The sequence below is a fragment of the Scandinavium sp. NPDC088450 genome (assembly GCF_044900545.1).
Lineage (GTDB): Bacteria > Pseudomonadota > Gammaproteobacteria > Enterobacterales > Enterobacteriaceae > Scandinavium.
The window spans coordinates 15819-28783 of sequence record NZ_JBJDNI010000012.1; the positions used below are offsets into that span (position 1 = coordinate 15819).

The window sequence follows — 12965 nt, forward strand, 5'->3', positions numbered from 1 at the left end:
TACCCGACCTACAAAATCCTGTAGGCCGGGCAAACAACGTGCCGCCCGGCAATTTCGCAAATGCCCAAACAAAAATCCCCGCTCGAAAGCGGGGATTTTTTACGTCTGAGACAGGTTTACTGCAGGTCGAAGCGATCCAGGTTCATCACTTTCACCCATGCCGCCACGAAGTCTTTCACAAACTTCTCTTTGCCATCGTCGCAGGCATAAACTTCTGCCAGCGCACGCAGTACGGCGTTAGAGCCAAACACCAGATCCGCACGGGTTGCAGTGTGTTTCACTTCACCGCTCTGACGGCAACGTCCTTCGAACTGTTCGTTAGAAGCGTCGGTGGCTTTCCACTCGTTGCGCATATCCAGCAGGTTGACGAAGAAGTCATTGCTGAGCACGCCCACACGGTCGGTAAACACGCCGTTGTTGCTGCCATCAAAGTTGGCACCCAGAACACGCAAACCACCCACCAGCACAGTCAGTTCCGGCGCGGTCAGCGTCAGTTGCTGCGCTTTGTCGATCAGCAGGGATTCGGTGGTCGCTGCATCCAGACGAGCGCGATAGTTACGGAAACCATCGGCTACCGGCTCCATCAGGCTGAACATTTCGATATCGGTCTGATCCTGGCTGGCATCCACACGGCCTGGCGTAAACGGCACATGAATATTCACGCCAGCAGCTTCCGCCGCTTTTTCGACACCAACCACACCAGCCAGCACAATGATGTCTGCCAGAGAAGCACGGCGAGAAGATTTATAAATCGCTTCCAGCGCCGGGAGCGCTTTAGCAGCAACAGCGTTCACATCCCAGTCACGCTGAGGTGCCAGAGCCAGACGAGCACCGTTGGCCCCGCCACGCTTATCGCCGCCGCGGAAGGTGGAAGCCGATGCCCACGCAACAGACACCAGTTCGCTCACAGAAAGCCCGGAGTGCGCAATTTCTGCCTTCAGAACGTCGATATCTTCTGCGGTTGGGTTAAAGAACGCCTGTGGCAGCGGATCCTGCCAAATCAGATCTTCTTTCGGCACTTCTGGCCCGATGTAACGCGCTTTTGGCCCCATATCGCGGTGAGTCAGTTTGTACCACGCGCGAGCGAAGGCTTCGTTAAAGGCTTGTGGATCGTTGAGGAAACGACGAGAGATTTTCTCGAAGTCCGGGTCAAAACGCAGTGTCAGGTCGGTAACGAGCATCGTTGGCTTACGTTTTTTGGACGGGTCGAACGGATCAGGAATGATTTCCGGCGCATCCACCGCTTCAAACTGAATTGCACCTGCCGGGCTGCGAGTCTGCACCCACTCATATTTGAACAGGTTCTCGAAGAAGTAGTTGCTCCACTGAGTTGGCGTTTGAGTCCATACCACTTCCAGACCAGAAGTGATGGCATCTGCACCGACACCGCTGCCGTGCGTGCTTGCCCAACCGAGGCCTTGTGCTTCAATTGGGGCCGCTTCCGGGTCAGCGCCCACGTGGGTTGCTTCGCCCGCACCGTGAGTTTTCCCTAATGTATGACCACCGGCGATGAGCGCGACGGTTTCTTCGTCGTTCATGCCCATGTTGCCGAAGGTGGCACGAATGGCGGCCGCCGCAGACAGTGGTTCACCGCTGGCGTTTGGCCCTTCCGGGTTCACATAAATCAGGCCCATTTCGGTAGCGGCTAACGGACGTTTAGCCAACTCTTCCGGATCACGGTGTTTCAGCCAGGTCGTTTCATCGCCCCAGTTGACGTCCATATCCGGTTCCCAAACGTCTTCACGCCCGGCACCAAAACCGAAGGTACGGAAGCCGGAGTTTTCCAGCGCCACGTTACCCGCCAAAATGAACAGGTCGGCCCAGGAGATTTTCTGGCCGTATTTCTGTTTGATAGGCCACAGCAGGCGACGTGCTTTATCCAGGCTGACGTTGTCTGGCCAGGAGTTCAGCGGAGCAAAACGCTGCTGACCACGCCCTGCGCCACCACGCCCATCGACAGAACGATAGGTCCCGGCACCGTGCCACGCCATTCGAATAAACAGGCCAGCGTAGCTGCCCCAGTCGGCAGGCCACCATGGCTGCGAATCAGTCAGCAGAGCTCTGAGATCGCCTTTCAGGGCGGAATAATCTAATTTGCTGAATTCTTTACGGTAATCAAAATCTTCGCCCAGTGGATTAGAGCGATTGGAGTGCTGATTGAGGAGATCGACGCGAAGTTGTTTTGGCCACCAGTCTCGGCTGCTGGTCCCTGCGCCTGCGCTTTCGTCATGGCTGCCCTGATGGAATGGGCACTTTGCTGCGGATAACGTGTTGTGATCGTTTTCTTGATTGCTCATCTTCCTGCTCCCTTCAGTGTTTTAATACCAGGATATACAGCTCTGCAGATAAGTTATAGATGATAAAATCTACAGATTTGATAGTTCTTTCCTTCTGGCCATGAACACCATAACAAATGTTGTTCATAGAAATGTCGACGAGTCCGTAAACTTTCACCAATAAGCCTGGATTATGCAGGGGAATGAGGTCAATGATCTGTCAGCGTTTTTTCGTAAATCATTCCGGAGAGGTGAAGTAATGGATCAAAACGACAGCACCATCACCCGAATCGTTACGTCATTGCTGTCTTCAGTGGACGCATTGAAGACTTGCTACTTTGCGCACGAAAACGGCACGGTGCCGCCGCTGGCATTCCAGGTCGATTTCCCGAGGCTTGAAATTGTGTTGAAGGGTGAAATTTGCGACGGGCCATTCAGCCTTAACGCTCACGATTTGCTGTATGTGCCAGCAGGTAGCTGGAACTGTCCGCAGTGGGAGAAACCCGCCACCACGCTCAGTATTTTATTTGGCAAACAACAGCTTGGTTTTAGCGTGCAGCACTGGGATGGGCAGCAGCTCCAGAACGTGATGAAACAGCACGTGGCGCGTCGTGGCCCGCGCGTGGGTTCTTTTTTATTGCAGGCGCTGAATGAAATTCGCATGCAGCCGCAGAATAACAACACCGCAAAGATGATTGTGATGAGCCTGCTGAGCCACTGCGCCGACCTGTTAAGCAGCCAGATTCAGACCGCGTCGCGCAGCCAGGCGCTGTTCGAGGCGATTCGCGATCATATTGATGCGAATTATGCCGACGCCCTGAGCCGGGACTCCGTCGCCCACGCGTTTTATATTTCGCCCAATTATCTGTCGCACCTGTTCAATAAAAGCGGTGCCTTAGGCTTTAACGAATATCTGAACCACACCCGGCTCGAAAAAGCCAAAGCGCTGCTCAAAGGGTACGACCTGAAAGTGAAGGAAGTGGCGCATGCCTGCGGCTTCACCGACAGTAACTATTTCTGCCGACTGTTTCGCAAAAACACCGACCGTTCGCCGTCGGAATATCGGCGGCAGTATCACAGCCAGTTGTCGATTAAAGAGTGATATGAGTGTGTTGCGGGGCCGAAAGCAGTTTGCGCACCGCGCTCATCACTTTTTGCGGTTCACGTAAGAAAGTATTGATGCCTGAGCGAACGTACCGTGCGCCGCCAAATCGCTCTTCGCCGCTCAAATCGATGTCGGTTATCAGCAGCACCACATCGGCTCGTGAGATATCTTCGAGGCTCAGCGCATTTTCAATCCCAAGTGCGCCCTGAGTTTCAATTTTGACGGTCCATTTTTCCTGCTGGCAAAGCTTCTCCAGACGCTCTGCCGCCATGTAAGTGTGGGCCACGCCGCTAACGCACGCCGTCACCGCCACCAGAAATCTTCCGCCCGTTCCCGTCACGTTATCCTCCTACCGTTACCTGAAAACCCTCTGCTTCTGCTTTGCCACGAACGCGAGCAATGTCTTCCGCCGTCGGCGGCACACACGTTTTCATCGCCCATTCGCCGCCCAGCAATCGGTATTTTGGTTCGCCGTACTGGTGAAAGGGAAGCAAATGCAGCTCTCGTATGCCTGTCGGGGCTAAAAAAGCCAGCACGCGTCGCACATTTTCGTCTTCCAGAGTGAACCCCGGAATCAACGGAAGACGCGGAATGACGTTGATCCCCTCTTTCACCAGCGCTAAAAAATTCTCCTGCACGCGTGGCTGATTCATTTTCACTACCGCCTGAGCGCGCGCAGGCTCCATTATTTTTAGATCGAAGAGCACTTCGTCGCACTGCTGAGCCAAAGGCAGCAGGCGACTCAAGGGTCCATCACCCGCCGTCTCGATCGCGGTATGCAAACCCGCCCTGCGTAATCTTTTGAGAAAGCGAGTCGCGAACCCCGCCTGCATTAACACTTCGCCGCCCGAAAGCGTGATTCCCCCGCCGGAAGTGCGATAAAAAACCTCGTCTTTCAGCACCTCACGCTCAAGTTGCTCCAGCGTCACATCCCGACCGATACGTTCAAATGCCCCCGAAGGGCATTCATCTGCATCACGCAAACAGGGCGCACAGTGCAGGCATTTACTCTCGCGACGCACCGTTTGAATAGCAGGTGAAAGAGATTCCGGATTGGCGCACCAGGGGCAACGGTGCGGACAGCCTTTGAAAAAAACCACCGTGCGGATCCCCTGCCCGTCGTTCAGGGAGTAGCGCTGAATATTGAAAATGCGCGCCGTGTCAGCGCGCGTCTCCAGCCCCTCACAATTGATGCGCGGTGCGGCGGATAATGTCATCCTGGATCTCCTTCGACAGCTCGACAAAGAAGGCGCTGTAACCCGCCACACGCACCACCAGCCCGGCGAAATCTTGTGGTCGCGCCTGCGCTTCACGCAAGGTATCGGCATTCACCACGTTAAACTGGATGTGCTGCAATTTCAGTTTGGTGAAAGCCCGCAGGAAATCAGCCAGTTTATTCAGCCCGGCATCACCTTCCAGCGTCGCGGGTGTGAATTTCACATTCAATAATGTGCCGTTAGACAACAACGTGTTATCCAGCTTACTCACCGATTTCAGCACGGCGGTTGGCCCCTGCATGTCCTGCCCGAGCATCGGTGACAAACCACCGTCGGCCAGTTGCTCGCCCGCGTAGCGCCCGTCTGGCGTTGCGCCGACCACCGCGCCCAACGGCACATGAGCAGACACAGTGTACGACCCTGGCGTAAATTGCCCTCCGCGCGGATTACGGTATTTTTCCACTTCTTTGCAGTAGTAACGCAGCAAATCGGCGCTGATGTTGTCCACTTCGTCGATATCGTTGCCGTACTTCTCAAAGCGGTTGATCAGTCTGGCGCGAATTTTCTCGCCTTCTGGCGTCGCAAAGTTGGCTTTCAGCACCGCCAGCAGCTCATCGAAACTCAGCCTTTGCTGATCAAACACCATGCCTTTCAGGGCATGCAGAGAATCACTGAGGTTGGCGATGCCAATCCCTTGTACGCCTGAGAAATTGTAACGAGCGCCGCCTTCGGTGATGTCTTTCCCGTTCTCCAGACAATCGCTGATAAACGACGACAGCAACGGCACCGGTGCCCAGTCGCGATGACCGATATCGCAGATATTGCTGCCTTCAGCCATCAGTGAAATGAAGTGGCTGGTCTTCGCCCTGATTTTTTCCAGCAGCGACTCCCAGCTGATGCCCGCATTGCCTTCGTTTTCCTGCAAAACAATTTCCATGACTTTCAGCAGGTTAAACATCGCAATATCATGCAGCCCGTAGGTTTTTCCGGGAATAGAAAGCTCCACGCAGCCCACGACGGAATAATCACGCGCATCTTCCAGCGAAACTCCGCGATTCAGGAACGCCGGGACGATCACTTCATCGTTAAAAATCTGCGGAATGCCTGTGCCCAGACGAATGGTTTCTGCCGTTTTGCGTAAGAACGGCCCATCAATCAGCTCATTCACGCGCACGCCCAGGTTTGGCTGCGGCAGACGGACATTCTGATAGGCATCCAGACAAAGGAAAGAGAGGATATTTACCGCGCTGCGGCCGTTTTCCGTCTGCCCGCCAAGCAGGGCGGTGTAGCCAGTCGGGAAGCCCGCGAAATAGCGCGCGCTGCTGGTTGAGCGCAGCAGCACCACGTCGTTGCACTTCACCCACAGCGATTCAAGCATCTCGCGCAGGAAAGCAGAGTCTTCGCCCTGGCTCAGCGAGGCCTGATAAAAAGGCAGCATGTACTGATCGAAGCGCCCGATGGAGAGCGAACTCGCATTCGACTCATACTGCAAAATCACGTTCATGTACCAGAACAGCTGACACGCCTGCCAGAACGTCTTCGGCTTGTGTTCTGCGTTATGGCGTGAAATCTCAGCCATTTGGCGCAATTCTTCCGCCCGTTTCGCGTCCTGACACTCAAGCGCCATCGCATCGGCAAGCACGGCATAGCGCAGAATATGACGCTGCGAGGCTTCCAGCAGTAGCAACGCGGCAGCATAAAAATCATTATCCTGCTCGCGCTGACAGAGCGTTTTCAGCTCGGCCACCAGCGCACCCAAGCCATTCTCCAGCAGGCGTGGGTAATCGATGATGATGTGCCCTTGCCCCTTGTCGGTCTGGTTGATGCTAAAGATTTGCGTCGCGACCGCCGCTTTGACCTCATCCGACATTCTGGCGTTGATGAAATCCTTCATCGACCGTTTTTCCCAGTAAGGGAAAAGCTCTTCGCGATAGATTCGTTTGTCGTCTTCGCTGATCGCAAACTTGTCTTGCGGGCGGCTTGAAAACTGATCCAGCTCCTTCAGCAGCCAGTACGGGTCCATTTCCGGTGACATAATGCCAGCGCGCGGCTGCACGGTTCGGTTCCCGGCAATCAGCTCCTCATCACGAATCGCTATCTCCACCTTATCCAGAATATGCGCCGTCGCTTTGGCTCTGCGCAGGACAACCGGCTCGCCTTCCGTCTGCCGATGGCTTTCGGTATACAGCAGCGCGCGCTCAAGGGAAATTTCACGGGGTCTGGCAAACAGGGCGTCTTTCAGGCGTTGAATGCGATTCGTCATGGGGCACTCCTTTTTGAGTTCAGGCGGCCCGCCCAAACAGAAGCGGGCCGGTGTGCTAAGCGGTTTGCGTCAGGTGGGATTCAATCTTGTTCATGATGGCGTCGGCGCGTTTTACCGCATCGCTGATGTTGACGCGGACAATCGTTTTGCCCTGAAAACGCTCTTCAAATTTGATGCCGATATCTTTGGTGAGGATAACCATGTCAGCGGCTGCCACCTCTTCCGCCGTCAGGGTATTTTCCTGGCCAATCGAGCCCTGCGTTTCTACTTTGACCTGCCAGCCTTTGGCTTTCGCCGCGGCTTCCAGCGCTTCCGCAGCCATGTAGGTGTGAGCGACCCCGGATGGACAAGCCGTTACTGCGATAATTGAAATCATGGTCATTCCCTCTTAGTTAATCTCGAAATCCAAATCCAGGTCGTCTTCTTTCTCAACAACCGGTTTTTGCTGTTTACGTGCCAGGCTTTTCAGGACGTTGACGCTAACAGCCGTCACCACAGCGCCCACCGCAACCGCCGCGATATACCCCAACTTGCCATCGACCACCGGCAGCACAATCAGCCCGCCCCAGCCCGCATAACATTGCGCGCCGATGACCGCAGCGGTAACCGCGCCGCACGCAGAACCCAGCATGATGGAGGGGATGACGCGCAATGGGTCGGCGGCGGCAAACGGGATTGCGCCTTCGGTCACGCCCACGCAGCCCATGACCAGTGCCGCTTTTCCGGCTTCTCGTTCTTCCGCGCTGAAGTTATTGCGCTTAATCAGCGTTGCCAGCCCCAGCCCAAGCGGCGGGACACAAATCGCGACAGCAGCAATCGCCACCACCGTATAAACGCCCTGCGCCACACAGATAAGCATGAAAGCGTAAGCCACTTTGTTGACTGGCCCGCCCATGTCGAACGCCAGCATCAGGCCCATCACAATCGCCAGCACAACAATGCTGCCTTGCTGCATTCCTTGCAGCCAACTGGTGAGGCTGTGAGTCAACGCGCCAACCGGTTCGCCCAGGCCCCACATCATGATCCCGGCGGTAACAAAGGTGCCAATAATCGGGATCACAAAGATGGGCATGACCGAGCGCAGGACTTTCGGCACGGGAATGCGCTTGAGATAGAAGACGACGATCCCGCCGATAATCCCGGCGATAATCGCGCCGAAGAAGCCTGCGCCAAAACTGTTGCCGACCCAGGCGCCAATGGCGCAAGGAGCCAACGCCGAGCGTTCCGCAATGGAGTAACCGATGTAAGCAGCCAGGAAAGGCACCATCAGGGTTAGCCCCGCCACGCCAATATCAAACAGCTTTTTCAGGTTGGGATCTGTTGCGGCATCCGGTACCGCGCCTTTGCCATACAGCATGACAGACACCGCGAGCAGAATGCCTCCGGCGACCACGAACGGGATCATATGCGACACGCCGGTCATTAAATGCTGACGGGTGTTTTTGAGGATGTGCACCAACTCTTTCATTTGCTGCTCCCGGGCCATTGGCCCATCTCCATAACGTTGTTGGGGCCACAATAGGCAATCGACGGCACAACAGACAGTGGACAAAAAGGCCATTTACTGGACTTTTGTAATGTCTGATGAAAAATGCGATCGCTCTCAAAGAGTTGAGCAGTTCAGCCAAAAGTGCGGATTACCTGCGACCTGTGAGCGATGTCGCATTTCAACAGGGATAATACATTTATCCAGTTTTTAGCCGTTTTGTCAGATAGCCCCTGCCCTTTTCCCCGCTCTATGCTGTCGCCAGACCCTATTTGAATTGAGGAGAAAGGCCATGGCCCAGGTTGTGGAATTTATCTGTACCTTGCCCAACGGTGTGCACGCTCGCCCGGCAAGCCTGGTGGAAACGCTGTGCAACACCTTCTCATCGGCGATTGAGTGGCACAATTTACGCAGCGAGCGCAGCGGTAACGCCAAGAGTGCGCTGGCGATTATCGGCACTGACACCCTCACCGGAGACAGCTGTCAGATACGTATTGAAGGGCCAGACGAGGCCTGCGCCCAACAAAAGCTCAGCGCCTGGTTTCGCGATGAATTTCCTCACTGTGATGCACCGCTGGAACACGCAAGCGAACAGGAAATGGATGCCCTGCCGGAATCGTTGACTCATCTGAACCCAACGCTGATTCGCGCCCGCTCTGTTTGCAGCGGCAGCGCAGGCGGCGTGTTGACGGCCATCACCGCGCTGAATCTCGGTGCGCTCAGCAATCTGCCCGCCACGTTGTCTCAGGAGCAAGAGCAAGCCGCGCTGGATAATGGGCTAACCTTGCTGGTCAAAACCCTGGCGCTGCGCCAACTGGACAGCGACAGCACCACCAGCGCTATTCTTGACGCCCATCGCTCACTGGCAACGGACACCAGTCTGCGTCAGCATCTTCTGGAGGGCATCACTGAAGGGTTGAGCTGCGCCGAAGCCATCATTCGCAGCGCCCGGCACTTCAGCGAAACCTTTGCGCAGTCCAGCAGCAGCTATTTGCAGGAACGCGTACTGGATGTGACCGATGTCTGTTATCAGCTGCTGCAACAGATCTACGGCGAAGCCCGCTTCCCGGCTCCGGGCCAGCTCACTCAACCGTCCATTTGCATGGCCGACGAACTGACGCCAGGCCAGTTTCTGGAGCTCGATAAAAGCCTGCTGAAAGGGTTGATTCTGCAAAGTGGCGGCACGACTTCTCACACCGTGATCCTCGCTCGCTCCTTCAATATTCCGACGCTGGTTGGCGTGGATATTCCTGCCCTTTCACGCTGGCAAAATCAGCCTGTCTGGCTCGACGGAAATACCGGTGCCGTCGCTGTAGAACCGACACCGGCCATTAACCGCTATTACCAGCAGGAAGCCCGTGTTCAGGCTGCGCTGCGTGAACAGCAAAGTGTGTGGCTGGAAAAAGAGGCCAGAAGTGCGGATGGACTACGCCTGGAAGTGGCCGCCAATATCGCCCACGCCGTGGAAGCGCAGGCCGCTTTTGGTAACGGTGCTGAGGCGGTCGGTTTGTTCCGCACGGAAATGCTGTACATGGACAGAACCAGCGCACCTTCCGAAGATGAGCTGTACAACATTTTCTGTCAGGCGCTGGAGTCCGCAACCGGACGTAGCATCATCGTGCGTACCATGGATATCGGCGGCGACAAACCGGTGGATTACCTCAAGATTCCCGCAGAAAACAACCCGTTCCTGGGCTATCGCGCAGTGCGCATTTATGAAGAGTACGCCGCGCTGTTTACGACTCAGCTTCGCTCGATCCTGCGTGCCTCTGCTCACGGCAAACTGAAGATCATGATCCCGATGATCTCCTCGATGGAAGAGATCTTATGGGTGAAAGAAAAACTCGCCGAAGCCAAACAGCAATTACGCAGCGCCCAAATCCCGTTTGATGAAAAAATTCCTCTCGGCATCATGCTGGAGGTGCCGTCGGTGATGTTCATCATCGACCAGTGTTGCGAGGAGATAGACTTCTTCAGCATCGGCAGCAACGACCTGACGCAATACCTGCTGGCGGTCGATCGCGATAACGCCAAAGTCACGCGCCACTACAACAGCCTGAACCCGGCGTTTTTACGCGCGCTGGATTTTGCGGTGCAGGCCGTTCATCGCCAGGGAAAATGGATTGGCCTGTGCGGCGAACTGGGGGCGAAAGGTTCCGTGCTTCCCCTGCTGGTCGGGCTCGGGCTGGATGAAATCAGCATGAGCGCGCCTGCCATTCCTGCCACAAAAGCGCGTCTGGCGCAGCTCGACAGCCGTGCCTGCCGTCAGTTGCTCAATCAGGCGATGGCCTGTCGTACTTCACTGGAAGTGGAGCATTTGCTGGCACAATTCCGCATGACGCAACATGACGCGCCGCTGATCGCCGCCAACTGCATCTCGCTTGATAACGACTGGCAAAGCAAAGAAGAAGTGCTCAAAGGCATGACCGACAACCTGCTGCTGGCCGGACGCTGCCGCTACCCTCGTAAGCTGGAAGCCGATCTCTGGGCACGCGAAGCGGTGTTTTCGACAGGCCTTGGCTTCAGTTTTGCCATCCCGCACAGCAAATCAGAGCACATCGAACAATCCACGATCAGCTTGGCGCGCCTGCCGAAACCGGTGCAATGGGGCGAAGAAGAAGCGCAGTTCATCATCATGCTGACGCTGAATAAGCACGCCGCAGGCGATCAACACATGCGTATTTTCTCACGACTGGCCCGCCGCATCATGCACGCGGAATTTCGCGATGCGCTGGTTAACGCGGCTTCACCAGAAGCAATCGCCAGCCTGCTGCAACACGAACTGGAACTCTGACCTAAGGAACCCTCATGGAACTGTATCTCGATACCGCAAATGTCGCCGAAGTCCGTCGTCTGGCCCGTATTTATCCGATTGCAGGCGTCACCACCAACCCGAGCATTATTGCCGCTGGAAAAACCGCGCTGTGGGAAGTGCTCCCACAGTTACAGGAAGCCATTGGTCCACAGGGCAAACTCTTTGCCCAAACGATGAGCCGCACCGCGGAGGGCATGGTGGATGAAGCAAAACGCCTGGCTAATTTTCTGCCCGACATCGTGGTCAAAATTCCGGTGACGGCGGAAGGGCTGGCGGCCATCAAACAGTTAAAAAGTGAAGGTATTCCGACACTCGGCACTGCCGTTTATAGCGCCTCGCAAGGATTACTCGCCGCACTTGCTGGGGCTGAATATGTCGCGCCGTATGTTAACCGTGTGGATGCCCAGGGCGGCGACGGCATCCAGACAGTGCGGGAACTGCAAGCGCTGCTGGAACTGCACGCTCCGCAAAGCAAAGTGCTGGCGGCCAGTTTTAAAACGCCGCGTCAGGCGCTGGATTGCCTGCTCGCCGGGTGCGAAGCAATCACCCTTCCCTTAGACGTAGCGCAACAAATGCTCGGCACGCCCGCAGTAGAGTCAGCTATTGAGAAGTTTGAGCAGGACTGGAACAACGCATTTGGCAATCTCAACCTTTAAGGAGTGATGTATGGACAGGATTATTCAATCGCCAGGCAAATATATCCAGGGTGCAGATGTTCTCACCCGCCTCGGTGACTATCTCAAGCCGATGGCTGAACGCTGGCTCATCGTGGGCGATAAATTTGTGCTCGGTTTCGCTGAGAAGACGCTGCGCAAAAGTATCGACGAGAGCGGCTTAGCGGCTGATATCGTGCCGTTCAATGGCGAATGCTCGCAAAATGAAATCAATCGCTTACGTGACATCGCGGTCAACGCAAAATGCCAGGCCGTGCTGGGCATTGGCGGGGGCAAAACGCTGGATACCGCTAAAGCGCTGGCACACTTTATGAATGTGCCTGTCGCCATCGCGCCAACCATCGCCTCAACCGATGCGCCCTGCAGCGCACTTTCCGTCATCTATACCGACGAGGGCGAATTCGACAGGTACCTGATGCTCCCACACAATCCAAACCTGGTGATTGTCGACACCAAAGTGGTGGCTGGCGCACCTGCACGTTTGCTGGCGGCGGGCATTGGTGATGCGCTGGCAACGTGGTTTGAAGCACGTGCCTGTTCACGCAGTGGCGCAACCACCATGGCAGGCGGGCGCTGCACTCAGGCCGCGCTGGCGCTGGCGGAACTGTGCTACAACACGCTGCTGGAAGAAGGTGAAAAAGCCATGCTGGCGGCGGAGAAACATGTGGTGACGCCTGCGCTTGAACGCGTGATTGAAGCGAATACCTATCTCAGCGGCGTCGGCTTTGAAAGCGGCGGCCTGGCGGCAGCTCACGCGGTGCATAACGGCTTAACCGCCATTCCGGATGCGCACCATTATTACCACGGCGAAAAAGTCGCGTTCGGTACGCTCACGCAACTGGTGCTGGAAAACGCGCCGCAGGAAGAGATCGAAACTGTCGCCGCGCTTTGCTACGCCATCGGCCTGCCCATCACCCTGGCACAGCTGGATATTCAAAATGATGTGCAGGAAAAAATGCGCATTGTGGCGGAAGCGGCGTGCGCACCGGGTGAAACCATCCACAGCATGCCGGGTGGCGTGACTGTTGACCAGGTTTATGCGGCGCTGCTGGTGGCCGATAAATTCGGCCAGCAGTGTTTACTGCACTGGGAATAACGTCTGATTGCCGGACGGCGCTGCGCTTGCACC

General features: G+C 55.9%; 10 protein-coding genes. 4 read left to right on the top strand and 6 right to left on the bottom strand.

Annotation, left to right across the window (positions count from 1 at the left end; all coding sequences use genetic code 11):
- Positions 1-116 precede the first annotated feature (116 nt).
- Positions 117-2297, bottom strand: a complete 2181-nt coding sequence (katG, locus tag ACI2I2_RS12535; protein ID WP_404658201.1) for a catalase/peroxidase HPI — start codon at positions 2295-2297, stop codon at positions 117-119.
- A 238-nt stretch (positions 2298-2535) separates the two neighbouring features.
- Between katG and ACI2I2_RS12540 the strand changes: the two genes are divergently transcribed.
- Positions 2536-3378 carry a helix-turn-helix transcriptional regulator gene (locus tag ACI2I2_RS12540; protein ID WP_404658202.1) on the top strand — a complete coding sequence of 281 codons (843 nt, stop codon included), beginning with the start codon at positions 2536-2538 and terminating at the stop codon, positions 3376-3378.
- On the opposite strand, the gene ACI2I2_RS12545 is transcribed toward ACI2I2_RS12540, so the two are convergent.
- From ACI2I2_RS12545 to ACI2I2_RS12565, 5 genes are read right to left on the bottom strand one after another with little or no spacing between them, the layout of a single operon-like run.
- Positions 3368-3721, bottom strand: coding sequence for a PTS fructose-like transporter subunit IIB (locus tag ACI2I2_RS12545; protein WP_404658203.1), 354 nt, complete (start codon positions 3719-3721; stop codon positions 3368-3370). The two genes, ACI2I2_RS12540 and ACI2I2_RS12545, sit on opposite strands and share 11 nt — an antisense overlap.
- A gap of 1 nt (position 3722) precedes the next feature.
- Complete coding sequence (locus ACI2I2_RS12550; protein WP_404658204.1) at positions 3723-4598, bottom strand: [formate-C-acetyltransferase]-activating enzyme; 876 nt, start codon at positions 4596-4598, stop codon at positions 3723-3725.
- The gene (locus ACI2I2_RS12555; protein ID WP_404658205.1) at positions 4564-6861 is read right to left on the bottom strand and encodes a formate C-acetyltransferase; all 2298 of its coding nucleotides are present in this window, start codon (positions 6859-6861) and stop codon (positions 4564-4566) included. Before ACI2I2_RS12555 ends, ACI2I2_RS12550 begins: the two co-directional genes overlap by 35 nt.
- Before the next feature lie 55 nt (positions 6862-6916).
- Positions 6917-7237 (bottom strand): PTS fructose-like transporter subunit IIB, encoded by a 321-nt coding sequence (locus ACI2I2_RS12560; RefSeq protein ID WP_404658206.1) that lies wholly within the window; start codon positions 7235-7237, stop codon positions 6917-6919.
- A 12-nt stretch (positions 7238-7249) separates the two neighbouring features.
- Positions 7250-8329: a PTS fructose transporter subunit EIIC gene (locus tag ACI2I2_RS12565; protein WP_404658207.1), complete on the bottom strand. Its 1080-nt coding sequence runs from the start codon at positions 8327-8329 to the stop codon at positions 7250-7252.
- 310 nt (positions 8330-8639) lie between these two features.
- Between ACI2I2_RS12565 and ptsP the strand changes: the two genes are divergently transcribed.
- Genes ptsP through ACI2I2_RS12580 form a run of 3 tightly spaced genes read left to right on the top strand, consistent with a single transcriptional unit; the run spans position 8640 to position 12932 of the window.
- The gene (ptsP, locus tag ACI2I2_RS12570; protein ID WP_404658208.1) at positions 8640-11141 is read left to right on the top strand and encodes a phosphoenolpyruvate--protein phosphotransferase; all 2502 of its coding nucleotides are present in this window, start codon (positions 8640-8642) and stop codon (positions 11139-11141) included.
- 14 nt (positions 11142-11155) lie between these two features.
- Positions 11156-11818 carry a fructose-6-phosphate aldolase gene (gene fsa / locus ACI2I2_RS12575; RefSeq protein ID WP_404658209.1) on the top strand — a complete coding sequence of 221 codons (663 nt, stop codon included), beginning with the start codon at positions 11156-11158 and terminating at the stop codon, positions 11816-11818.
- A 10-nt stretch (positions 11819-11828) separates the two neighbouring features.
- Positions 11829-12932, top strand: a complete 1104-nt coding sequence (locus tag ACI2I2_RS12580) for a glycerol dehydrogenase (RefSeq protein WP_404658210.1) — start codon at positions 11829-11831, stop codon at positions 12930-12932.
- Positions 12933-12965: the final 33 nt, after the last annotated feature.